This window comes from Corallococcus terminator (assembly GCF_049194865.1).
GTDB classification, from domain to species: domain Bacteria; phylum Myxococcota; class Myxococcia; order Myxococcales; family Myxococcaceae; genus Myxococcus; species Myxococcus terminator_A.
In genome coordinates this window covers 387,687-410,451 of sequence record NZ_JBLZWL010000002.1, presented here as the reverse complement: position 1 = coordinate 410,451, position 22,765 = coordinate 387,687, and the positions used below count along the sequence as shown (strand labels likewise).

Annotated in this window: 18 protein-coding genes; 9 read left to right on the top strand and 9 right to left on the bottom strand. The window is 68.5% G+C overall.

The window, feature by feature from the left end; genetic code table 11:
- Window positions 1-110: 110 nt before the first annotated feature.
- A complete protein-coding gene (locus ACN469_RS03835; RefSeq protein ID WP_498764189.1) occupies window positions 111-431 on the bottom strand; it encodes an SWIB/MDM2 domain-containing protein in 321 nt (106 codons plus the stop codon).
- A gap of 324 nt (window positions 432-755) precedes the next feature.
- Here ACN469_RS03835 and ACN469_RS03830 point away from each other — a divergent pair, with 324 nt between their 5' ends.
- From ACN469_RS03830 to ACN469_RS03810, 5 genes are all read left to right on the top strand, one after another.
- Window positions 756-1,736 carry an NAD-dependent epimerase/dehydratase family protein gene (locus ACN469_RS03830; protein WP_498764289.1) on the top strand — a complete coding sequence of 327 codons (981 nt, stop codon included), beginning with the start codon at window positions 756-758 and terminating at the stop codon, window positions 1,734-1,736.
- Between the two features lie 86 nt (window positions 1,737-1,822).
- The gene (locus ACN469_RS03825) at window positions 1,823-2,488 is read left to right on the top strand and encodes an HAD family hydrolase (protein WP_163868144.1); all 666 of its coding nucleotides are present in this window, start codon (window positions 1,823-1,825) and stop codon (window positions 2,486-2,488) included.
- A 14-nt stretch (window positions 2,489-2,502) separates the two neighbouring features.
- Window positions 2,503-4,113 (top strand): NPN-dependent hydroxyacid isomerase, LarAH14/15/16 family, encoded by a 1,611-nt coding sequence (larAH, locus tag ACN469_RS03820; protein WP_163868145.1) that lies wholly within the window; start codon window positions 2,503-2,505, stop codon window positions 4,111-4,113.
- A gap of 8 nt (window positions 4,114-4,121) precedes the next feature.
- Window positions 4,122-8,534, top strand: coding sequence for an AMP-binding protein (locus ACN469_RS03815; RefSeq protein WP_498764187.1), 4,413 nt, complete (start codon window positions 4,122-4,124; stop codon window positions 8,532-8,534).
- The gene (locus ACN469_RS03810; protein WP_498764185.1) at window positions 8,531-9,559 is read left to right on the top strand and encodes an NAD-dependent epimerase/dehydratase family protein; all 1,029 of its coding nucleotides are present in this window, start codon (window positions 8,531-8,533) and stop codon (window positions 9,557-9,559) included. The genes ACN469_RS03815 and ACN469_RS03810 overlap by 4 nt, the downstream gene beginning before the upstream one ends.
- Window positions 9,560-9,604: 45 nt before the next feature.
- On the opposite strand, the gene ACN469_RS03805 is transcribed toward ACN469_RS03810, so the two are convergent.
- The 3 genes from ACN469_RS03805 to ACN469_RS03795 all read right to left on the bottom strand — a co-directional run bounded on the left by ACN469_RS03805 (window position 9,605) and on the right by ACN469_RS03795 (window position 12,353).
- On the bottom strand, window positions 9,605-11,158 hold the full coding sequence (locus ACN469_RS03805; RefSeq protein ID WP_498764183.1) for an MFS transporter: 1,554 nt from the start codon (window positions 11,156-11,158) through the stop codon (window positions 9,605-9,607).
- 158 nt (window positions 11,159-11,316) lie between these two features.
- Entirely contained in the window at window positions 11,317-11,472 is a 156-nt protein-coding gene (locus ACN469_RS03800) for a hypothetical protein (protein WP_253997458.1), read from the bottom strand.
- A 2-nt stretch (window positions 11,473-11,474) separates the two neighbouring features.
- Window positions 11,475-12,353 carry a diguanylate cyclase gene (locus ACN469_RS03795; protein ID WP_498764180.1) on the bottom strand — a complete coding sequence of 293 codons (879 nt, stop codon included), beginning with the start codon at window positions 12,351-12,353 and terminating at the stop codon, window positions 11,475-11,477.
- 227 nt (window positions 12,354-12,580) lie between these two features.
- Here ACN469_RS03795 and glgC point away from each other — a divergent pair, with 227 nt between their 5' ends.
- Entirely contained in the window at window positions 12,581-13,810 is a 1,230-nt protein-coding gene (glgC, locus tag ACN469_RS03790) for a glucose-1-phosphate adenylyltransferase (protein ID WP_498764178.1), read from the top strand.
- Between the two features lie 7 nt (window positions 13,811-13,817).
- Complete coding sequence (locus ACN469_RS03785; protein ID WP_498764176.1) at window positions 13,818-14,351, top strand: GNAT family N-acetyltransferase; 534 nt, start codon at window positions 13,818-13,820, stop codon at window positions 14,349-14,351.
- Here ACN469_RS03785 and ACN469_RS03780 read toward each other — a convergent pair.
- The 4 genes from ACN469_RS03780 to add form a co-directional block, all read right to left on the bottom strand.
- Window positions 14,344-14,811, bottom strand: a complete 468-nt coding sequence (locus tag ACN469_RS03780) for a hypothetical protein (protein ID WP_498764174.1) — start codon at window positions 14,809-14,811, stop codon at window positions 14,344-14,346. The genes ACN469_RS03785 and ACN469_RS03780 overlap by 8 nt on opposite strands.
- 127 nt (window positions 14,812-14,938) lie before the next feature.
- On the bottom strand, window positions 14,939-16,363 hold the full coding sequence (locus ACN469_RS03775; RefSeq protein ID WP_498764172.1) for an RtcB family protein: 1,425 nt from the start codon (window positions 16,361-16,363) through the stop codon (window positions 14,939-14,941).
- A 219-nt stretch (window positions 16,364-16,582) separates the two neighbouring features.
- Complete coding sequence (locus ACN469_RS03770) at window positions 16,583-17,362, bottom strand: SDR family NAD(P)-dependent oxidoreductase (protein ID WP_498764171.1); 780 nt, start codon at window positions 17,360-17,362, stop codon at window positions 16,583-16,585.
- A gap of 104 nt (window positions 17,363-17,466) precedes the next feature.
- Complete coding sequence (gene add / locus ACN469_RS03765) at window positions 17,467-18,630, bottom strand: adenosine deaminase (RefSeq protein ID WP_498764169.1); 1,164 nt, start codon at window positions 18,628-18,630, stop codon at window positions 17,467-17,469.
- A gap of 95 nt (window positions 18,631-18,725) precedes the next feature.
- On the opposite strand from add, the gene ACN469_RS03760 reads away from it, so the two are divergent.
- Window positions 18,726-19,763: an outer membrane protein assembly factor BamB family protein gene (locus ACN469_RS03760; RefSeq protein WP_498764167.1), complete on the top strand. Its 1,038-nt coding sequence runs from the start codon at window positions 18,726-18,728 to the stop codon at window positions 19,761-19,763.
- Between the two features lie 34 nt (window positions 19,764-19,797).
- Here the strand turns inward: ACN469_RS03760 and ACN469_RS03755 are convergent, their stop codons facing one another.
- The gene (locus tag ACN469_RS03755) at window positions 19,798-22,122 is read right to left on the bottom strand and encodes an ATP-dependent helicase (protein WP_498764165.1); all 2,325 of its coding nucleotides are present in this window, start codon (window positions 22,120-22,122) and stop codon (window positions 19,798-19,800) included.
- A gap of 114 nt (window positions 22,123-22,236) precedes the next feature.
- Here ACN469_RS03755 and ACN469_RS03750 point away from each other — a divergent pair, with 114 nt between their 5' ends.
- Window positions 22,237-22,722 carry a PaaI family thioesterase gene (locus ACN469_RS03750; protein ID WP_498764163.1) on the top strand — a complete coding sequence of 162 codons (486 nt, stop codon included), beginning with the start codon at window positions 22,237-22,239 and terminating at the stop codon, window positions 22,720-22,722.
- The last annotated feature ends 43 nt before the right edge of the window (window positions 22,723-22,765 follow it).

Here is a 22,765-nt window from a genome sequence, read left to right as displayed (position 1 = left end):
CCGGATTGACGTGCGCGCCGCACCCGCGCGCGCACCAAAAAGCAGAGGGCTCGCCGAAACTTCCGGAGAGCCCTCGGGGATGCAACTGCCGGGGAGTCCCGGCGACGGCGTCAGCTCAGCTGCTTGTTCACCAGCGAGGTCATCTCGAACATGGTGACGTTCTTCTTGCCGCCGAAGATGGGCTTGAGCTTGTCGTCGGCGTTGATCTGCCGCTTGTTCTTCGCATCCTGGAGGTTGTTCTTCTTGATGTAGGCCCAGAGCTTCTTGACAACCTCGGTGCGCGGCAGCGGCTTGGTGCCGACAATCTCAGCCAGGGCGGCGGAAGGAGTCATCTCCTTCATGAACGACGCATTGGGCTTACGCTTCGCGGCAGCAGGGGCCTTCTTGGCGGCGGCGGGAGCCTTCTTCACAGCAGCTTTCTTGGCGGCCATTCGTCTTGAGTCTCCTCCCCTCCGAAGGGGACGTTGTGCGGCCTCGCTTGATTCTAAGCCAGTGCCGGTGGGCCGTAGGTAGCACGCCCAAGCCCGAAAAACAGCCCTCTCCTGCGTTTTTCCCTCTAGAAACGCCCTACGCAACGCGTTTCATGCCCGAGAAACAGGCTCCGCAGCACGATTCCCGCTCGGACACCCCCTCACTCGTGGCGCATCCCGTCCCGAGAAGCCGGCCTCGCGCGATGTCCGCCCTCGCGAGATTCGCGACAGGGCACGTGGGATTCCGCTTGCGGACGAGGTGTACTTTTTCGGATGAAACGACCCATGCGAGCCCTCATCACCGGAGCCGGTGGCTTCCTTGGAATCTGGTTGGCCCGTGCCCTCGCGGCGCGCGGCGACACCGTGACGTGCCTCTTGCGCCCTCGGGGAGACGCCTCGGGACTGGCCGGCATCTCCTATACGCGCGTGGAGGGGGACGTGACGGACGCGGCCTCGCTGCGCCCCGCCGTGGAGGGTCAGGACGTCGTCTTCCACCTCGCCGGCGTTCGCCGCGGCGCGACACGCGAGGACTTCCTGCGCGTCAACGCGGAGGGCACGCGCCTGTTGTGCGACGCCATGGTGGCCGCGGGACATCGTCCGCGCCTGGTCCTGGTCGGCTCGCTGGCGGCCATGGGGCCGTCCTCCCCCACCCGCCCGCACGTCGAGGAGGACGCCTTCCATCCGCACGAGTGGTACGGCGAGAGCAAGGCGGAGGCGGAGCGCATCGCCTTCTCCTATGGAGACCGGCTGCCGGTGACGGTGTCGCGTCCGCCGCGCATCCTCGGCCCCGGCGACAGGGAGAACCTCACCTTCTTCAAGCTGGTGAAGAAGGGCATCCGCCTGGAGCTGGTGGGCGGCCCCCGGCCCCTCACCATGGTGGACGTGGAGGACGTGGTGGACGCGCTGATTCTCCAGGCCGAGCACCCGAGCGCGGTGGGCGAGGCCTTCTTCTGCGCGGGCCCGGGCGGGCCCTTGTCCCTGGAAGCGGTGCAGGACCTGGGGGCGAAGGCGCTGGGACTGCAGCCCCGCACGGTGCGCATGAGCCCCTGGGTGCTGAGCACGCTGGCCTCGGCGGCGGACAGCGTGTCGCGGGTGACGGGCAAGAAGCTCCCCTTGAACCGGAAGCTGGCCCGACAGCTGCTCGCGCCCGCCTGGACCTGTTCCAGCGCGAAGGCCGAGCGCCTCCTGGGGTTTCACCCTCGGCGGGATTTGCAGGACTCCATCCGCCGCAGCGCCGAGTGGTACCGCGAGCAAGGCTGGCTCTAGCCATGCTAGCAGGGGTGGGGGAGCTTTCCCCCGTCCCAGCGTCGTTGACCTCACCCCCCTTGGAGTGTCAGGAAGCCCGCTGCCACATGCCCTCGAAAGCCGCCTTTTTCGATGTCGACGGGACGCTCGTGAAGACGAACGTCGTCCACGTCTACGCGTACTACGCGATGAACCGGGGCTCCGTGTCGGGCATCGCGGGACGGACCTTGAGCACCGCCCTCAGCGTGCCCCTCTTCGGGCTCATGGACTCGCTGGACCGCAAGACGTTCAACGAGTTCTTCTACCGTTATTACGCGGGGTTGACCGAGGACCGCCTCGTCACCATCGCGGAGGACATGTTCGAGGACGTGCTGCAGCCGGCGCTCTTCGAGCAGTCCCAGGACCTCATCGACCAGGCCCGCCGCAGCGGGTGCAAGGTCGTGCTGGTGACGGGCGCGCTGGACTTCACCATGCGTCCGCTCGCCCGGCACCTGGGCGCCGATGACCTGATCGCCAACAAGATGCAGTTCGTGGGCGGCAAGGCCACCGGCAAGGTGATTCCGCCCATCATCGAAGGCGCCAACAAGGCCAACTCCATCCGTGCCTACTGCGCCAAGGAGGGCCTGACGCTGGACAAGTGCCACGGCTACTCCGACAGCGCCTCCGACTACGCCATGCTCGCGGTGGTGGGCCGTCCCACCGCGGTGAACCCGGACCTGCGGCTGCGCTCCATCGCGCGCGCCTACAACTGGCCCATCCTCGATCTCAAGTAGTCCCCTTGCCCGCCATGCGCCCGTTCAAGACGCTCCAGAAGCTGTACGACGAGGAAAGCCAGGTCGTCATCACCGAGAAGGGCAGCCCCCCGCGCGCCCTCTTCTACGGTGAAGGCTTCCTCCAGGAAGATTTGCCCGTGGGTACCCGGGTCATCTTCCCCCGCCCGCCCATGGCGGGTGTGCCCAACGTCAAGGCCGCCATCCGCTGGGCCATCAACAACCCGGATGGCATGGACCCGCTGCACGCGCTGCTCAAGCCGGGCATGCGGCTGACGTGCGTCATCGACGACATCAGCGTGCCCCTGCCGCCCATGGTGACGCCGGACGTGCGCCAGTCCATCCTGGAGGTGGTGCTGGAGCTGGCCGCCGACAGCGGCGTGGATGACGTCCACCTGGTCATCGCCAACGCGCTGCACCGTCGCATGACGGAAGGCGAGATGAAGCGGATGGTGGGCGAGAAGATCTACGACGCCTTCTATCCGGACCGCTACTACAACCACGACGCGGAGGACCCGGACGGCATCGTCGCGCTGGAGCGCACGTCCCACGGCGAGGAAGTCTCCGTGAACCGCCGCGTCGCGGAGAGCGACCTCATCATCTACGTGAACGTGAACTTCGTGCCCATGAATGGCGGGCACAAGTCCATGGGCACCGGCGTGTCCAACTACGCGTCGCTGCGCCACCACCACAATCCGAAGACCATCCGCGCTTCGGAAAGCTACATGGAGCCGAAGGCGAGCGCGCTGTACCGCAGCAACGAGCGCATCGGCCGCAACATCGACAAGCACCTGAAGGTCTTCCACATCGAGACCACGCTGAACAACCGCATGTTCGGCGCGCCCACGGACTTCCTCGCCAAGCGCGAGGAGGACTACACCGAGGGCGACCGGCTGAAGTTCCAGGCCATGCGCTACGCGTTGTCCAAGATGCCCCGCGCGGCGGCCCGCAAGATCCTCAACGCGATTCCGGCGCCCTACGACGTCACGGGCGTGTACGCCGGGGCCACCGAGCCCGCGCACGCCAAGACGCTGGAGACCAGTTGGAAGCAGTACGTGGTGCCGGTGGAGGGGCAGAGCGACATCGTCATCTTCCCCATCCCCTTCGTCTCTCCGTACAGCGTCAACTCCATCCTCAACCCGCTGCTCGTGCAGGTGATGGGGCTGGGCTACTTCTTCAACCTGAACCGCGGCGTGCCGCTGGTGAAGAAGGGCGGCGTGCTCATCCTGCTGCACCCGGCCTACGACGAGTTCGACCCGGAGCACCACCCCAGCTACATCGAGTTCTTCCACCGGCTGCTTCCCGAGACGCGTGACTCCATGAAGCTGGAGCACAAGTACGAGAAGGAGTTCGCGGAGAACCCCAGCTACGTGCACCTGTACCGGAAGAACAACGCCTACCACGGCGTGCACCCCTTCTACATGTGGTACTGGGGCGAGAACGGTCGCCAGCACGTGGGCAAGGTCATCGTCGCGGGCGCGGAGAACAACCACGTCCCCGCGCTGCTCGGCTGGGACCGGACCGACACGCTCACCGAGGCCATCGAGGAAGCGCGCGGCTTCATGGGCCGCTCGGCCACCATCAGCCTGCTGCGCATCGCCCCCACGGTGATGGTGGACGTGAAGTGAGGCCGGACATGTCACCGCAACCCGAGCTGAACGTCTCCCAGGTCTTCACCGGCAAGCGCCTGTTGTTCGCGGGCGCCACGGGCTTCGTGGGCAAGGTGACGCTGTCCATGCTGCTGCACCGCTACGGGCAGGAGCTGGAGCGCGTGTACGTGCTCGTCCGCAAGGGCAGCGCGGCCTCCGCCGAGCGTCGCTTCTTCGACAAGGTCGCCACCAGCGAGCCCTTCCAGCCCCTGCGCGACACGTACGGGGAAGAGGGCGCGCTCGAGTTCCTGCGCAAGAAGTGCCACGTCCTCGACGGCGACATCACCGACCCGTGGTTGGGCCTGGAAGAGGCTCAGGTGGCGGAGCTGACGGGCAAGGTGCACGCCTTCGTCAACTGCGCGGGCCTGGTGTCCTTCAACCCGTCGCTGGAGGTCGGCCTCAACGTCAACACCCACGGCGTGAAGTACGCGGTGGAGCTGGCGCTGCGCTGGGCGGTGCCCCTCATCCACATGTCCACGTCCTTCGTCGCGGGCAACCGCAGCGGGCTCGTGTTCGAGGACGAGGAGGTCCGCGGCTACTTCCCGAAGAAGGACGAGCTGGACGGGCGCGACTTCAGCCTGGAGCAGGAGCTGAAGGACGCGGAGCGAATCGTAGCGCGGCTGCGCGAGCAGGCCGATGACCGGGCGCTGACGTCCACCTTCCGCAAGAAGGCGCTGGACCGACTGGCCGAGGAAGGCCGCGACGTCAACGACGAGAAGACGATGCGGCTGGCAGTGGGCCGTGAGCGCAAGCTGTGGCTGAGCGGCGAGCTGGTGCGCGCGGGCATGGAGCGCGCGGCGCACTGGGGCTGGCCCAACACGTACACGTACACGAAGTCCCTGGGCGAGCAGGTCATCGCCGGCACGCCGGGGCTGCGCTACGCGATTGTGCGGCCCTCGATTGTGGAGAGCGCGCGCCACTTCCCCTTCCCGGGTTGGAACGAGGGCTTCACCACGTCCGCCCCGCTGGCCTTCGCCGGCATCAAGGGCCCTGGTGGCATCCCCGCGGGCGAGAACACCATCCTGGACATCATCCCGGTGGACCAGGTGGCGGGCGCGACGATTGGCATCACCGCGCAGTCCATCGACGTGGAGGAGCGGCGCGTCTACCAGCTCGCCTCGGGCGACGTGAATCCGTTCTACGCCAGCCGCTCCGTGGAGCTGGTGGGCCTGTACCGGCGGCGCTACTACCGGAACAAGGAGTCGGGCAACAAGGTGCTCAACTCGCTGCGCTCGCGGCTGGAGCCGCAGCCGGTCAGCAAGCTCGAGTTCGAGTGGATGAGCGCGCCCATGCTCGTCCGGGGCGCCAAATTCCTGAGGAAGGCCATCGACGAGGTGCGGCCCGCATGGGGCGCGCCGGCCGTGCAGGCGATGTTGGACAAGGCCAAGGTCTCGCTCGAAGAGGTGGAGACGAGCAACGCGGGCCTCATCGCGATGACGGACCTGTTCCTCCCCTTCCTCTACGAGAACCGGTACGTCTTCCGCTGTGACAACACGCGCTCCGTCTACACGCGCATGGTGCACTCAGACCGGCTGAAGATTCCGTGGGACCCGGAGCACATCGACTGGCGCGCGTACTTCATGGAGACGCACCTGCCGGGCCTGGAGAAGTGGGTGTTCCCCGGCCTGGAGGAGGAGCGCGAGAAGCGCACCGTCATCCCCGCGCACCGCGACTTGCTGGAGCTGTTCGAGGCGACGGTGCATGCGTACCGGCACCGGGTGGCCTTCCGGATGGTGGCGGGCGAGAAGGAGGAGCGCTTCACCTTCGGCGAGGTGCACCGCTACGCGGCGCGCGTGGGCAGCTTCCTGGTGCGCTCGGGCGTGAAGCAGGGAGACCGGGTGCTGCTGGTGTCGGAGAACCGGCCCGAGTGGGGCACGTGCTTCTTCGGCATCCTGCGCGCGGGCGCGACGATGGTGCCGGTGGACCCGGGCCTGAGCGAGGCGGAGGTCATCAACATCGCGAAGCGGGCGGAGGCGAAGGTCTGCCTGATGTCCGAGGACGCGTCGCGAGACTTCTCCGGCCTGTTCGGCGCGCTGGGTGACAACGTCATCATCGCCAGCCTCGCGGAGGCGATGACGGGCGACCCGGCGTACCCGGCGGACCGAATCGGGCCGGTGCGCAAGTCGGCGTCGGCGGATGACCTGGCGAGCCTCATCTTCACGTCGGGCACGACGGGCACGCCCAAGGGCGTGATGCTCACCCACCGCAACTTCTCCTCGCTGGTGGCGAAGCTGGCGGGTGTGTTCAACGTGGGCGTGGGCGACGGCGTGTTGTCCGTGCTGCCGCTGCATCACACGTTCGAGTTCTCGGCGGGCTTCCTCACGCCGTTCTCGCGTGGCGCGGAAATCACGTACATCGACGAGCTGACGTCGGACCGGCTGGGCGAGGTCTTCGAGACGGGCCGCATCACCGCGATGATTGGCGTGCCGGCGCTGTGGCAGCTCTTGCACCGGAAGATGACGCAGGAGTTCGCCAGCCGTCCGCCGCTGGTGGAGCAGGCCATCAAGGCGATGATGGCCACGCACGGCGAGCTGCGGAACCGCGCCAACGTCAACCTGGGCAAGCTGCTGTTCTGGCCCGTGCACCGCAAGTTCGGCGGACGCATCAAGGTGCTGGTGTCGGGTGGCTCGGCGCTGCCCGAGGAAGTGCACAAGGCCTTCCACGAGCTGGGCTTCAACATCACGGAGGGCTACGGCTTGACGGAGGCCGCGCCGGTGCTCGCCGTCGCGTCGCCTGGCAACAAGCGCACGCCCGGCTCGGTGGGCAAGCCGCTCACCGGCATCGAGGTGCGCATCCTCCAGCCGGACAACGACGGCATTGGAGAGGTGCTGGCCAAGGGCCCCAACGTCATGGCGGGCTACTTCGGGGACCGCGAGGCGACGGAGGCGGTGCTGAAGGAAGGCTGGCTGCACACCGGCGACCTGGGCCGCGTGGACGCGGAAGGTCGGCTGTACCTGGTGGGTCGAGCCAAGGACGTCATCATCGACCACAACGGGAAGAACATCTACCCGGACGAACTGGAGGAGCTGTACCAGGAGCACCCGCACGTCAAGGAGCTGTCCATCGTCGGCCTGACGGACGACGCGGGTGGCGAGAAGGTGGCGTGTCTGTGCGTGCCGGACTACGGCGACCGTCCCCGCGAGGAGGTGCGCCGCGAGCTGGAGGAGCACTTCCGCAAGGTGGGCGCGGCCATGCCCTTCTACCGGCGCATGAAGGTGCTGCGCTTCTGGGATGGTGAGCTGCCGCGCACCTCCACGCGCAAGGTGAAGCGCAAGCAGGTGGTGGAGGAGCTGCAGCGGCTGGAGCGCGTGGCGGCCAGCGCCACCAAGGCGCGCGAGAAGGTCGCCGCCACGGTGGCGGGCACCGGCGGCGCTTCCGAGTGGCTCTACCCGCTCATCGCCGAGGTCTGCCACAAGCCGCTCTCCGACGTGCGTCCGGAGACGCACCTCACGGGTGACTTGGGCTTCGACTCGCTGATGCTCACGGAGCTGTCCTCCGCGCTGGAAGGCGCGGGCGTGCCGCTGCCGGCCATCGAGGATTTGACGCAGGTGCAGACGGTGGAGGACCTGCGCAAGGTGGTGATTGCGTCGGGTCGCCGGCCGTCGGCGGAGACGCGGGCGAAGGAGATCTCCAAGGAGAACGCGAAGGCGGAGGAGGTGGAGATTCCGGTGCCGGACGTCGTCGCGGACGTGGGCCGGCAGCTGCTGTCCTTCGGGCAGAAGGTCCTCTACGGCGGCGTCTTCGACGTGAAGGTGACGGGCCGCTCCTTCATCCCGATGAACCGCAACTTCCTGGTCATCGCCAACCACGCCAGCCACCTGGACGCGGGCCTGGTGCGCGTGGTGCTGCAGGAGCAGGGAGACCAGCTCGTCTCGCTGGCCGCGCGCGACTACTTCTTCGACACGCCGCTCAAGCGCGCGTGGTTCGAGAACTTCACCAACCTGGTCCCCATCGAACGGCACGGCTCGCTGCGCCAGTCGCTGCGTCAGGCGGGCGAGGCGCTGCGCCAGGGCTTCAACGTCCTCATCTTCCCGGAGGGCACGCGCTCGCCCACCGGAGAGCTGCAGGAGTTCAAGTCCACGCTGGGCTATCTGGCGCTGACGTACCGGGTGGACGTGCTGCCGCTCTACATCCACGGCGCCTTCGACGCGCTGCCCAAGGGCAGCGTCTTCCCCAAGTCGAAGGACCTCAAGGTGAGCATCGGCCCCGCGTTGGGACACGAGGCGCTGCGCGCGCGCACGCAGGGCATGGCGCGCTCGGAGAGCTACCGCTACGCCACCCGCATCGCCGAGGACGCGGTGCGCGAGCTGCGTGACGGACGCGTCCTCAACCTGGGCGGACCGCCCTCGACGGACGTGGACGTCCTGCCCGCGCTGCCTTCGGGAGGGAAGCACTCGTGAAGCTGCTCGTAACCGGAGGCACGGGGTTCCTGGGCACGCATCTGGTGCCCAAGCTGGTGGCGGCGGGCCACACGGTGCGCCTCATCGGACGCTCGCGTCCGACGGGGCCGGCGTATGCGAGCACGGAGTACGTCCAGGGCGACTTGAAGGACCGGGACGCGGTGCGCCGCGCGCTGGACGGCGTGGAGGGCGTCTATCACCTCGCCGGGCTCGTCTCCTTCCAGCCGAAGGACGCGCGGAAGATGTTCGAGCTGCACGTGGACAGCACGCGCGAGCTGCTGCGCGACGTGCGCGAGGCGGGCGTCAAGCGCGTCGTCCTCGCGTCGACGTCGGGCACCACGGCGGTGTCAAAGGAGGAGGCGGTCTTCGACGAGTCCGCTGACTACCCGATTACCGTGGTAGCGCGGTGGCCGTACTACATCTCGAAAATCTACGAAGAGAAGCTGGCGCTGGAGTACTGCCGCAAGCACGCCATTCCGCTCGTGGTGCTCAACCCCAGCCTGTTGATGGGGCCTGGGGATGACCGGCTGTCGTCGACGTGGACGGTGGTGAAGTTCATCAACCGGGAGATTCCGGCGATGCCGGGTGGCGGCATCTCCTTCGTGGACGTGCGCGACGCCGCGGAGGCGTTCCTCCAGGCGCTCACCCGGGGCGAGCTGTACGGCCGCCACCTGATGGGCGTGAACATGACGACCCGGGAGTTCTTCCAGCGGCTGGAGCGCCTCACCGGCGTGCCCGCGCCCCGGCTGCGGCTGCCCTCGCAGGTGAACATCCTGGGCGGCCAGTTGCTGGAGCGCTGGGCGAAGCTGCGCGGCACGCCCGCGCCGTTGGATCCGCAGGAAGTGGAGATTGGCGAGCACTACTTCTGGCTGGATGCCGCCAAGGCCCAGGCGGAGCTCGGCTTCAACGCGCGCGACGTGCAGGAGACGCTCGTCGACACCGTGAAGCACATCTACGCGAAGCTGCCGCCCGGGAGCCTGCCCGGCACCAAGGGCCGGCTCGGCGACCTGCGCGAAGGCACCTGAGCTTTCGCGCACGGTGATGAGCGCCGCCCCACGACGGGCGGCGCGTCACCCGTCTCCGGTGTGGTGCCCCGGACGAACGTTCCGCAGCGTCACGGCCGCGAGGACCGAGAGCGCCAGGAACACCACGGCTCCAATCGCCGCGGCGGTGTTGAGGCCCAGGGTGAAGGACTCCCGCGCGGGCACCAGCAGGGACGCCTGGAGCGAGGTCGGTAGCGAGGGCGCCACGGCCGCCGCGCCGATGAGGCTCTCGCGGACACGGTCGGCGACCTCCACCGGGACGTCGGGCATCACCAATGTGTCCATCCGCTTCCGGTAGATGAAGGTGCCCAGGCTGCCCATCAGCGCGACGCCCAGGGCGAAGCCCAGCTCATTGGCGGTCTCCGAAGTCGAGGCCGCGGAGCCGGCCTTCTCCGGGGGCGCCGAGCCCACCACCAGGTCCGTGCCCAGGACGGCCATGGGCGCGAAGCCGATGGCCGCCATGACAGTGCCGACGACCAGCAACAGGCCTCCACTCACACTGTCCGCCTGGGTCATCACGACATAGCCCAGGCTCGACAACATCAGCCCCGCCGCCATGACGAAGCCCGGGCGCATCTTCCGGATGATGAAGGGCCCCAGGAGCGAGCCCGCCATCATCCCCACCATCTGCGGCACCATCCGCAGCCCGGCATCCAGGGGCGACAGGCCCGCCACCAGTTGGAAGTACATGGGGACGAGCAAGGCCATCCCGCCCGAGCAGACGGCCATGAACAGCATGATGACCAGGGTGGCGCTGAACGCACGGTTCGCGAACAGCCGGGGGTCCAACAGGGGATGCTCCAGCCTCCCCTGCCGCCGGACGAACACCACGCCCAGGGCGAGTCCTCCCAGCAGCACGGCGGCGGGCAGCGGATGCCAGCCATACCGGGCCAACTGCTTGAGGCCGTAGACGGTGGGGAGAATCGCGGCCAGGGACAACGCCACGCTGGTCAGCTCCACGCGACCTCCCGAGGGGTCCTTGTACTCGGGGAGCAACAGCGGCGCCGCCACCAGCAACACCCCCATCACCGGGACGCCCATCAAGAACGCGGCGCCCCACCAGAAGTGCTGCAGCAGCAGCCCACCTAGCAGCGGCGCGATGACCATGCCCAGGAGGAAGCAGTTGAGCCATACAGCAATGGCCAGCGAGCGCTGCCTCGGCACCTGGAACATGTTGCTGATGAGCGCCAGCGTGGAGGGCATCAGCGTCGCGCCGGCCATGCCCAGCGCGGCCCGCGAGGCGATGAGCATCTCCGGGGTGCGGGAGTACGCCGCCGCCACCGAGGCGAGACAGAAGGCCGACGCGCCTATCAGCAGCAGCTTGCGCCGGCCGATGCGATCCCCCAGCGTGCCCATCGTCACGAGCAGGCCGGAGAGCATGAAGCCGTAGATGTCCATGATCCACAGCTGCTGGACGCTGCTCGCCCCCAGCTCCGCGCTCAGGTGCGGCAGCGCCAGGTAGAGCACGCTGACGTCCACCGAGATGAGCAGCGTGGGGAGCGCGAGCACCACCAGCCCAATCCACTCCCTGCGTCCCGCCAGGGGAGGCGCTCCACCCACGGCATCCTCGGACTTCGTCATGGCATCACCCTCTCATGCTTCTGACGGGGCCTTGGCGAAACCCGGACACCTCCGAGCACGCCGTGACGGCGAGCCCGGGCACACTCCCAGCCTCGGACAGCGTCCAGGGCGAAGCGCGGTCAGCGGGAAATCGGGGACGAGCGGAGCTTCTGGCGGACCTACCGCTCCACCGTCTCGCGGGCGCGGTCCACCATCTGCCCCGCCCAGGGCTCGGAGCGGTGGCTCCACACCCACGCGGCGCCCAGGAAGCCCAGCCCGAGCAGCACGAGCACCAGCCGCGCCAGCATGGACGGCCCCTGCTCGCCCTGCGCCATGACTAGCCCACCACCCGATTTCGGCCCGTCTTCTTGGCCTTGTACAGGTTGGCGTCCGCCACCTTGATGAAGTGGGTGGGCTCCGCCATGTCGGCTGTCATCTCCGCCACGCCGATGGAGATGGTCACGGGAATCTCCTTCTCGTCGTAGACGAAGGCCTTCTCCGCGATGAGCTTGCGAATCTTCTCCGCGAACAGGCGCGCCTTGTCCGGCCCGTCCTCGGGCATGACCACGGCGAACTCCTCGCCGCCGTAGCGCGCGAAGCACTGCTCACGGCGCACCAGCCGCTTGACGGACTGAGCCAGCTCCCGCAGCACGTAGTCCCCGGCCAGATGCCCGTGGACGTCGTTGATCTGCTTGAAGTGGTCGATGTCGAAAATCATCAGCGACAACGTGCGCTGGTACCTGCTGGAGCGGCCCATCTCCCGCTCGAGGTACTCCAGGAAGAAGCGCTTGTTGTTCACGCCGGTGAGGCCGTCCGCGATGGTCAGCGTGTAGATGGTCTCGTGGTACTGCGACTCAATGTTGTCGCCATTGAGGAACTTGAAGATGGAGCCCCCCACCTTGATGAGGTCGCCGTTGCGCAGCAACTGGGCCTGGAGCACTTCCAGGTCGTTCAGGTAGGTGCCGTTGGTGGAGCCCAGGTCCTCCACCATCATCTTGCCGCCCATGCTCTTCACGCGGGCGTGCCGACGGGAGACATTGTCGAGGTCCACCACGATGTGGTTGCCCTCTTCCCGGCCAATGGTCAGCTCGGAGTCGACAAGGTACTTCTTGCCGAGCTCCGGGCCGTGAATCTGGACGAGGCAGCACTCGGCGCTGCGCTCGGAGCGCAGATCCAGGGAGGAAATCTTGGTGACGCGCGTTTCGTCGCCTGACATCGCCGCCAAGACTAACACGACCCCCTTTTCGGAAGCCAAGTAACCCCAGCGGGAACCGTGCTTCCTGGCGCTCTCGGGAGCGGCCGGACGGCGACCATGTCCCACATCTGGGGAGTCCTGCCCGGTGAGAAGGACGTGGCCGGGCGGTTGGGCACTCAACGAAGGCAACCGAGCAGGCCTCGGCGGCCTTGTCGCCCGAGGGGGGCGGACTAACGTCCGGGCCAACTATGTCCAAAGTCCTGGCGATGATTCTGGCGGGCGGCGCGGGTACGCGCCTCGAGCCCCTCACCCGTGAGCGGGCCAAGCCCGCCGTCCCTTTCGGGGGACGCTACCGCATCATCGATTTCGCCCTCTCCAACTTCACCAACTCGGGGGTCTACCGGGTCAAGGTGCTGACCCAATACAAGAGCGACTCGCTCAACAACCACCTGTCCCGCGCCTGGCGGATGTCGGCCTTCCTGGGACACTACGTGGAGGCAGTGCCAGCGCAGATGCGCACCGGCGTGGACTGGTACAAAGGCAGCGTCGACGCCATCTACCAGAACCTCAACATCATCACCGACGAGGAGCCCGACTTCATCTTCGTCTTCGGCGCGGACCACGTGTACCGCATGGACACGCGGCAGATGCTCGACTTCCACGTGTCCAAGCGGGCCGCGTGCACCGTGGCGGCCATCCCCGTCCCGATTGAGCAGGGGCGCGATTTCGGCATCATCGACGTGGGTCCCGACGGGCGCATGCGTGCGTTCCTGGAGAAGCCCAAGGACCCGCCGCCCATGCCGGGCAACCCGAAGATGTGCCTGGCCTCCATGGGCAACTACCTCTTCACCACCGAGGTGCTGGTGCAGGAGGTGGTGCGCGACGCGGCCAACGAGACGAGCGCTCACGACTTCGGCAAGTCCATCATCAGCCAGCTGTACAAGACGTCGCCGGTGTACGTGTACGACTTCGCCCAGAACGAGATTGCCGGGCAGGAGGGCAAGGAGCGCGGCTACTGGAGGGACGTGGGGAACATCGACATCTACTACCAGTCCAACATGGAGCTGGTGGAGGTGGACCCCATCTTCAACCTGTACAACGACCGCTGGCCCATCCACACGCAGTCCAACAACTACCCGCCAGCCAAGTTCGTCTTCGCGGACGCGGACAACGAGCGGGTGGGCCACGCCACGGACTCGCTGGTGGCGGAGGGCTGCATCATCTCCGGCGGCCACGTGAACCGCTCCGTGCTGTCCCCGAAGGTGCGCGTCAACTCGTACTCGGAAGTGGAGGCGTCCATCCTCTTCGAGAACGTCACCATCGGCCGCCGCAGCCGCATCCGGAAGGCCATCATCGACAAGAACGTGGAGATTCCGCCGGGGACGACCATTGGCTACGACCCGGTGGAGGACAAACGGCGCTTCCACGTCACGCCGGACGGAGTCGTTGTGATTCCCAAGGGCATGAAAGTGGTGTGAGGCGGTCATGGTCTCATCGGGGGGACTTCACCTGCGGCCAGCGTGCGACTCGGACCGTCGCGCGCTGTGGCGTGTCCACACCGAGGCGGTGGAGACGCTGTGCCAGGGTGTCTATGCCCCCGATGAGCTGAACACCTGGGTGAGCCTGCTCCGGCCGGAGGGCTATCTCCGGCCGGACCGGCCTCGCACGGTGCTGGTGGCGGAGCGAGGCCGGCGCCTGGTGGGCTTCGGCCAGCTCGACTGCCGCGCTGGAGAGCTGGAGGCCCTCTACGTGGTGCCGGACGAGGTGGGCCACGGCGTCGGCTCCCGCCTGCTCGCCGCGCTGGAGTCGGTGGCCTGGGGTGGCGGCACGCCGCTGTTGGGCCTGGATGCCAGCCTCAACGCGGAGGACTTCTACCGGCACCGGGGCTACGTGTCGCTGCACCCGGCCAGGCGGCCGCTGACGCAACGGGTGCAGCTGGCTTGCGTGCGGATGCAGAAACGCAAGCCAGTGGTCGCCTCGCGGCGCGAGCCGAGCTCCGGAGCGATGACGTCTACCTGAAGGCGGCCTTCACCTCGGGCTTGGCCAGCACCACCAGCGCCCAGATGCCGATGGGCAGCGCCAGACAGCCACAGGTGCCACAGCATGGCACGAGCGACGCGATGGCACCCGCCATGGCCAGTCCGCGACTCTGGAGCTGCCGCATCTTCAGCGCGCCGAAGAAGGTCAGCGCATTGAGGAGGAGGACCGGGCCGAACATCACCAGCCGGCCGCCCACCGAGACGAACCACTCGATGGTTTCCCTGTTCTGGTCCAGCGCGTCCCGGTACCGCGCCAGGTTCGGGTCGTTGTAGATCTGCTCCAGCTGCTCCGGACCCACGGGCGACGCCACGTTCGTGAGGGCCCACAGGAACGTCACCGCGGAGGTGACCATCAGGAGGATGGCCGGCAGGGACACGGCCTCCTTCGGGTTCGCGCCAGGGAAGCCATCTCCCGTGGGGGCTCCGTATGTGTTCTCCATGTTTCCAGCTCCCGTGACACGTGAAGGGTGCGTGGGCCCACGGCCCAGGACGGCGCGTATTCCAACCAGGAGACGGGGCGGGCACCAAGAGAAATGGCGCCGCACCGTCCCCCAGTCGTCGACAGGCTCACGCCTTGAAGGTGAGCAGCGGCGCCAGGCGCGCCACTTCGCGGACGATGCCGGCCTTCACCTGCGAATCCACCACCGGACGGATGGGCTTGTAGGCGGCGGGGGCCTCCTCCACGCGCCGCTCCGAGCGCAGGGTGATGCAGTCCACGCCCTTCAGCCCCAGCGCCGCCTCGCTCTGGTCCGCCCCACCCCGTGACAGGGAGAAGCGCGAGCGCGCCCGCCCCGCCCCATGGGACGCGGACTCCAGCGCCCGCGCGTCGCCGCACCCCACCATGAGGAAGGACGTGGCGCCCATGGAGCCGGGGATGATGACGGGCTGCTCGGCGCCCGCGGGGCAGGCCCCCTTGCGCGCCAACCAGCCCCCCTCGTACGGGAGGGTGAGGTTGTGCGGCACGTCGTAGACGAGCGGGGCCTCCACGTCGCCGAACAGCTCGCGCAGCGTCTGTCGCAACAGCTCCGCGAGCAGCAGGCGGTTGAGGAAGGCGTAGTTGGCGGCGGTGGCCTCGGCCTCCAGGTAGCCGGCGACGAGCGCCTCGTCCGCCAGCGGGAGGATGCCGCTCTCCGGGAAGGGAGCCCCCTGGGGCCAGGCCTTGCGGGTGCGCTCACGCCAGGCCACCCCGACGTGTTTGCCCACGTCGCGGCTGCCGGTGTGAATCATGAACGCCAGCTGCCCTTCGCGGACGCCCCACTCCCAGGCGCGCGCCCGGTCCTCGACAGCCTCCACGCGCTGCACCTCGACGAAGTGGTTGCCTCCGCCAATGGTGCCCAGGCCCGCGTCGCGCACCACGCCCTCGCGGGTGAGGGCGTCCGGTGCCCAGCTCGGGTTGCCGCGCAGCGCGCCGCCCAGGTGGATGCGGCCCACCTCCGCGTCGAGCTGCCCCAGGTCCGCTGTTTTCGCGCAGCCCAGCGGCGCGTCCAGCGTCTCCAGGAGCCAGCCTGGGATGCCGTCGCGCAGCAGGGCCGTGGACGCTCGCGAGGACATCGCCACGTCCCTCGTGCCGAAGAAGTAATGGCCCTTCATGCGCTCGACGAAGTCGTCACGTCGCGCCAGGAAGTCCTCCACGGAGAGGTCCGCGACGTGCAAGCGCATGCCGCAGTTGATGTCGGTGCCCACGGCGCCAGGGACGACGAGCCCCCGCGTGTGCAGCACCGAGCCGATGGCCACGCCGGAGTCTCCCGGGTGAAAGTCAGGGGTGGCGCGCACGCGCAGCACCTCGCCACCGCCCGGGTGCTTCAGGGCGGCGAGCTGTGCGAGCTGTTGGAAGGCCTTGCCCTCGACGGGCAGGTCCGGGGGAAGAAGCACCTCGGCGGGTGGCGCGTTCGCGTCACCGTGGAGGCGCACGGTGTAGAGGTGACCGTCATAGGTCACCTCGAGCCCCTCGCGGGCAAGCGCCCGCAGGAGCCGATTCAGTTTCGGCTGCATGACCCAACTCAGGGAATGCCCCGGTGCTCGCGGACGAGCGGCTCGGGGAGACGTGGCGAAGAGAGATGGTGGACCTTGGGTCAGCAGCCGCGGTCGCCGGACGGCTCGAAAGCCATCCTCACCGCGCAACGACGCCAGAGGTGCTGGGGCCTGACACGGCCTTCTTCACGGACGCGCCGTCACGAGCGGCGCGCCCCTCTCGCTTCGACACGCCGGGGCCTACACCGCCCCGGACAAGCCGCCATCGACGTTGATGGCCGTGCCGCTGATGTAGCCACCTCGAGGTGACAGCAGGAAGGCGACGACGTCCGCGAACTCCTCCGGGCGCCCCATCCGTCCCAGGGGGATGCCCGCGTTGCGCGCCATCTCCGCCTGGAACGACTCCACCGGCTTGCCCAGCTCCTGCGCCCGACGCACCCACTGGCCGCTCTCGATGATGCCCACGAGCACGGCATTCACGCGGATGTTCTTCGCCCCGAGTTCCTTCGACAGCGCCTTCGTCAGCGCCATTCCCGCCGCGCGTGAAACCGAGGACGGCGTCGACTGGGCCCCCGGCATCTTCGCGCCAATCGACAGCACGTTGACGATGGACCCGCCGCCCGCCTCGCTCAGGTGCGGCAGCACGTGTCGAGATGCGCGCACCGCCGCGAACAGCTTGAGCTGGAGGTCGGTTTCCCACTCCGCGTCCGTCACCGAGGCGAACGGCCGGGCCGCGGCGGTGCCGGCGTTGTTCACCAGCGCGTCCACCCGCCCCCACCGCGCATGGGCCGCGTCCACGAAGTGCTCGACCTCCCACGCCTTGGAAACGTCCGCCTGCACCGCGAGGACGTCACCGCCCTCCGCGCGCAGAGCGGCGGCCGTGGCCTCCAGCCGCTCCGTGCCCCGGGCACACAGGGCAACCTTGGCCCCTTCCCGAACGAGCCGTCGGGCCACCGCCGCCCCCAGCCCATCCGAGCCGCCCGTCACCAACACCACCTTGCCACCCAGCTCCAGGTCCACGTGCGCCTCCTTCGCGGTCCACGGCACCGGAGGCCCGTGAGAGCCTCCGGTATGGACACCGGTGCGTGGCCGATGACGCCGCGCACGCACCGGAGGCTACGTCATCACGCGGGCTGCTTCACGGGCACATGCCGCTTCTTGTCGAAGGCGGCCAGCGTGGTGGCGATTTCCTCGTTCACCAGCCGCAGCATGTCCTGCTTCTCGCGGAACGGGAGGAAGGCGCTCTTGAAGCCGGAGACGATGATGGTGGCCAGGTCATCCAGCGACAGGCCGAGTTCCTTGTGGGCCACCCACAGCTCCTTCGTCACCGTGGTGTCGGTGATGAGGCGGTTGTCGGTGTTGATGGTCACCCGCAGGCCGTAGTCGAAGTAGAACTTCAGCGGGTGGGCGGAGAGGCTCGACACCGCGCCCGTCTGCACGTTCGACGTGGGACAGACCTCCAGCGGAATCCGGTGGTCGTTGACGTAGTTGAGCAGGTCCCCGTCCTCGCGCAGCCGCGTGCCGTGGCCGATGCGGTGCGAGCCCAGGTTGTGGATGGCCTGGGAGATGGACTCGGGGCCATACGCCTCGCCGGCGTGGGCGGTGCAGTTGACGTTGTTCTTCAGGATGAGCTGGAAGGCATCCTTGTGGTCCTTGGCCGGGAAGCTCGCCTCGGCGCCCGCGAGGTCGAAGCCGATGACGCCCCGGTTCTTGTAGGCCACCGACAGCTCCGCCAGCCGCATGGACGTCTGCGGATTGATGTGGCGGATGCCGCACACGATGACGCCGCACTTGATGCCCGTCTCGCGCTTGGCCACCCGGAGGCCCTCGAGCACCGAGTCGATGACGGTGGTCATCTTCAGGCCCTTCTGCAGGTGCAGCGCGGGCGAGTAGCGCACCTCCAGCCACCGCACGTTCTCCGCCGCGGCGTCCACCGCCAGCTCGTACGCCGCGCGGTAGAGGGCTTCCGCCGTCTGGAGCACGGAGAGCGTCACGTCGAACGCGACGAGGTACTCCTCCAGGCTCTCGCAGACCTCACCCATGTGGATGGCCTTGGCCAGTCCGTCCACGGTGTCCGAGGGCAGCTTGACCTTCTGCTGCTCGGCGAGCTCGAGGATGGTCTTCACCCGCATCGAGCCATCCAGGTGGCAATGCAGGTCCGTCTTGGGCAAGGCGTGCAGCAGCTCTTCGGTCACCGCCAGCGTGGGGGGCGGGACGAAGTCCGTCCGCCGGGCTCCAGAAGGGATGCCGGTGGCGCTGGGAATCTCGTCGTCACGAATCGTAGGCATGGTCGAACTTCCTTCCTTACGCCATCCTCCAAACCATGTCGCCCCGCGCGTGTCCATGCAGGCACCTCGCCCCCGCCCTCGCCCTGACATTGGTGATGGCCGTGGGGTGCCGGGAGCCCGCGGAAACGGCCTTCCGGTACTCCACGGATGCATCCTCCCGTGCCGGACTGACACCCCTGCCGGACGGGGTCCTCACCGGCAACGAGGCCGGCGCCGTGCTGCGCCTGGACCGGACCGGGGCGGTGGTCTGGCGGGCGGCGCTCGGACGGGAAGTGGCGACGCGGCCCGTCGTGGCCGGAGACAGCGTCATCGTCGGGACCGTGGCGGGGGACCTGGTGCGCCTGGCCCTCGCGGATGGGGCGGAGCGCTGGCGACTCACCGGAGAGCCCCCGGTCCTCACGCCCCTCGTCGCCTCTCCCGACGGAGCCTCCGTCTACGTGGTGGCCCCGGATGGCGCGGTGCGTTCACACGCGGTGGACACCGGGAAGGTCCGGTGGAGGTTGCCCCCACCCAAGGCAGAGGAAGCCCACCTGGACGCCCGTCGCGGGCTGCCCTCCCCTGTCCTCGTGGATGGGCGGCTCGTGGTGGCGCTCGGGGATGTGGGGCTGGTGGCCCTGTCCTCGGAGGATGGGGCCCGGGTCTGGCGGCAGGAGGTCCGGGGCGTGCTGGGCATGGAGGTCTCCGGAGAGGTCCTCTTCGTCAGCACGCGAGACAAGCGCGTCTGGGCCCTGAAGGCCCGGGATGGCGCGCCCCTGTGGGAGCAGAGCCCCGCGAAGGACCTCACCAGCCCACCCTCCCTGGCCCTGGGCCTCTTGTGGGTGGGCGCGCGCGTGGAGGACGCCTCGGTGCTGGTGGCGCTCTCCCCAGAGGACGGGAAGGAGGTGGCGCGGGTGGGACTTCCGGACGTGCTCACCACCAGCGTGGCGGAAGCCCCTGGCGACCTGGTGCTGGTGCCCACCCACGGACGACAGGGACGGCTGGTGGCCTTGAAGCGGCCCACGTGGGAGCGCGCGTTCTCCCTGCGCACGGACACTGCGCTGCGCTCGCGGCCGGTGGTCCTGGGTGAGCAGGTGTTCGTGCTCGGCCAGGACGGGCGGGTGCTGTCGTGGAAGCTGCGCCCACCGGAACCCTGAGCGCGGGCCGTGACGGTTCTCGACGCGACGTTGGCTATCCCGGCATCAGGAAGCGGGCGATGACGCGCTTGAGTCCCACGGCGCCGCCGAACTCCACCGTCACCTTGGCATTCGGCCCCGAGCCATCCGTGGCGACGATGCGGCCCACGCCGAACTGCTCGTGTCGCACACGCATGCCGCGCACGTCCCCGCTCACCGCGTCCATGTCCGACGCCTGCGAGTAGGAGCGGTCGATGCGCGGCCCGTCGTCCTCGTCCCAGGTCCGCTTTCGCGGGGGGGCCATGGGCGCGGGCCGAGACGGCTCCGGGATGTCCTGCTCGCTGATGCCGAACAGCTTGGGCGGCACGTCTCTAAGGAAGCGGCTGGGCTGGTTGTAGCGCAGCTCGCCGAACAGCGAGCGGCACTGCGCCAGGCTCACGAAGAGCCGCTTGCGCGCACGCGTGAAGCCCACGTAGCAGAGGCGCCGTTCCTCGGCCATCTCCTCCCCGTTGTCCGGGTCCTCGCCCTTCAGCGCGCGCGAGTGCGGGAAGACGCCGTCCTCCAGGCCCGTGAGGAACACCGCGTCGAACTCCAGGCCCTTGGCCGCGTGCAGCGTCATCAGCGCCACCCGCCCCTCGCCGACCTCCGCGTCCGCGTCACCCACCAGCGAAATCTGCTCGAGGAACGCCTGGAGCGGCGGCGTGTCCGCCGACAGCGGCGCGGCGTCCACCTCGGGCGGCACCTCCGGCGGAGGATTGGCCGCGGCGGCCACAGCGGCGGCCGCGCGGTTCAGGTCGAACTCCTGCGCGGCGCCCAGGAACTCGCGAAGGTTCTCCGCGCGCGTCGTCGCCTCGTCGCTGCCCTCCGCGACGAGTGTGTCCACCAGCTTCGTCTCGCGCAGCATCTCGTCCACGGCGCTCGCCGCGTCCGTCGTTCCCTCCGCGTAGGCGTTCAGCGACTTCAGCAGCGCGTGGAACGTGCGCAGCCGCTTCACCGCCGTGCTGTTCAACGCGGGGATGCGCTCGGGCTCGGCGAGGACCTCGAACAAGCTCTGGCCCTGGGTGTTGGCGTGGTCCGTCACCCGCTCCACCGTGGTGTCGCCGATTCCGCGCGCGGGCGTGTTGATGATGCGCAGCAGGTCCGCGTCCGAGCGCGGGTTCACCATCAGCCGCAGGTATGCGGACGCGTCCCGCACTTCCGCGCGGTCATAGAAGCTGCGTCCGCTCACCAGCGTGTACGGCACGCGCGCCAGGCGCAGTCCCTCTTCCAGCACTCGGCTCTGCGCATTGACGCGGTAGAAGACCGCCATGCTGGAGTACTTGATGAAGCCCTCCCGCTGGAGCGCCAGGATTTGCCGCGCCACCTCCTGCGCTTCCATCCGCTCGTCGCGGTTCAGCATGAGCTGGAGCGTCTGGCCCGCGGGCCGGTCCGACCACAGCTTCTTCTCCATCCGCCGCGTGTTCTTCCGGATGACCTCGTAGGCCGCGTCCAGGATGTTCCGGTCCGAGCGGTAGTTCTGCTCCAGCTTCACCACCTTCGCGCCCGGGTACTCGCGAGGGAAGTTGAGGATGTTGTCCACGTCCGCGCCACGCCAGCGGTAGATGGACTGGTCGTCGTCGCCCACCACCACCAGGTTCGCCGACGGCGGCGGCGCCAGCTGCTGCAGGAGCGCGTACTGCACCGGGTTGGTGTCCTGGAACTCGTCCACCAGCACGTGGTGGAAGCGGCGCCGGTAGTTCTCCAGCACCTCCGGCCGCTTGCGGAACAGCGTCACCAGGAGGAGCAGCAGGTCGCCGAAGTCCACGGCGTTGGCCGCGCGCAGGCGGTCCTGATAGGCGCGGTACACCTTGTGGACCAGCTGGCCGCGCTCGTCACCAGGCGCCACCTCCATGTCCTCGGGCAGCCGGGCCGCGTTCTTCTCCTGGTCGATGCGGCTGAGGATTTCGCGCGGCTGCATGGACTGCTCCAGCCCCGCCTCCCGCATGGCCCGCTTCACGACGTTGAGCTGGTCCCCGTCGTCATAGATGACGAACGAGCGGGTGAGCCCCACATGCTCCGCCTCACGCCGCAGAATCATCGCCGCGGCGGAGTGGAAGGTGCTCACCACCAGGTCGTTCGCCTGACGCCCCAGCAACTGCACCAGGCGCTCGCGCATCTCCCGCGCCGCCTTGTTGGTGAAGGTGACGGCGAGGATGCGCCACGGGAAGACCTCTTGAACCTTCACCAGGTGCGCCACCCGACGGGTGATGACGCGCGTCTTGCCGCTGCCGGCGCCCGACAGGACGAGGAGCGGGCCCTCGCGGTGCAGCACGGCCTCGCGCTGGGGAGGATTCAGGTCTTCGAGGAGGGCGGATTCGTGGACGTTCACGGTGGGACTCAAGAGGGGGGCTGTGCTTCTAACGTCTTTCTCCGTCCGGTGGGCGCCCTTCCACCAACCCGGGACGCCCGGCCGGTCCCCTGGCTTTTCGCCCTCGGGTATAAAGGGCGAAACACCATGTCCGACTCCCCCTCAGGTCCTCCTTCGCGCCCCACCCAGGCCGCGCTGGACCGCTACGCGGAACTCTTCAACCAGAGCCTCACGATGCGGCACTTCGGCGCCGCCGTCTCCTTCCCCGAGGGCCGCAAGGTCGTCGTCTCCCTGCCCGAGCTGCGGCCGGAGCACCGAGGGGGCGTGGGCAGCGCCGCCGCCGTCAACGGCGGCATCCTCGCCGCCCTCTTCGACCTGGCCATCGGCACCTGCGGCGCGCTGGTGGACCCCAGCCGCCGCTGCGCCACCGTGCAGCTCTCCATGAGCTTCGAGCGGCCCGTCACCGGCGACCACATCCGCGTGGAAGCCGAAATCGACAACCAGGGCCTCACCCTCCTCTTCGCCACCGCCCGCGTGTACGACTCAGAGGGCCGGATGTGTGGGCGCTGCCAAGGCGTCGTCCGCCTCTCCAACCTCCCCTGGTCTTCTGGGGAAAGCCCCGCCATCAACTGACCCTTGACCACCCCTCCGCACATCTTCCCGGTTTCCGACGATA

Coding starts and splice junctions, on each gene's coding strand:
- larAH (WP_163868145.1), top strand. CDS start 2,503: ATGCGCCCGTTCAAGACGCTCCAGAAGCTGTACGACGAGGAAAGCCAG.
- ACN469_RS03795 (WP_498764180.1), bottom strand. CDS start 12,353: ATGTCAGGCGACGAAACGCGCGTCACCAAGATTTCCTCCCTGGATCTG.
- ACN469_RS03825 (WP_163868144.1), top strand. CDS start 1,823: ATGCCCTCGAAAGCCGCCTTTTTCGATGTCGACGGGACGCTCGTGAAG.
- ACN469_RS03805 (WP_498764183.1), bottom strand. CDS start 11,158: ATGACGAAGTCCGAGGATGCCGTGGGTGGAGCGCCTCCCCTGGCGGGA.
- ACN469_RS03780 (WP_498764174.1), bottom strand. CDS start 14,811: ATGGAGAACACATACGGAGCCCCCACGGGAGATGGCTTCCCTGGCGCG.
- ACN469_RS03830 (WP_498764289.1), top strand. CDS start 756: ATGCGAGCCCTCATCACCGGAGCCGGTGGCTTCCTTGGAATCTGGTTG.
- ACN469_RS03800 (WP_253997458.1), bottom strand. CDS start 11,472: ATGGCGCAGGGCGAGCAGGGGCCGTCCATGCTGGCGCGGCTGGTGCTC.
- ACN469_RS03760 (WP_498764167.1), top strand. CDS start 18,726: ATGGCCGTGGGGTGCCGGGAGCCCGCGGAAACGGCCTTCCGGTACTCC.
- ACN469_RS03750 (WP_498764163.1), top strand. CDS start 22,237: ATGTCCGACTCCCCCTCAGGTCCTCCTTCGCGCCCCACCCAGGCCGCG.
- glgC (WP_498764178.1), top strand. CDS start 12,581: ATGTCCAAAGTCCTGGCGATGATTCTGGCGGGCGGCGCGGGTACGCGC.
- ACN469_RS03785 (WP_498764176.1), top strand. CDS start 13,818: ATGGTCTCATCGGGGGGACTTCACCTGCGGCCAGCGTGCGACTCGGAC.
- ACN469_RS03815 (WP_498764187.1), top strand. CDS start 4,122: ATGTCACCGCAACCCGAGCTGAACGTCTCCCAGGTCTTCACCGGCAAG.
- ACN469_RS03775 (WP_498764172.1), bottom strand. CDS start 16,363: ATGCAGCCGAAACTGAATCGGCTCCTGCGGGCGCTTGCCCGCGAGGGG.
- ACN469_RS03835 (WP_498764189.1), bottom strand. CDS start 431: ATGGCCGCCAAGAAAGCTGCTGTGAAGAAGGCTCCCGCCGCCGCCAAG.
- add (WP_498764169.1), bottom strand. CDS start 18,630: ATGCCTACGATTCGTGACGACGAGATTCCCAGCGCCACCGGCATCCCT.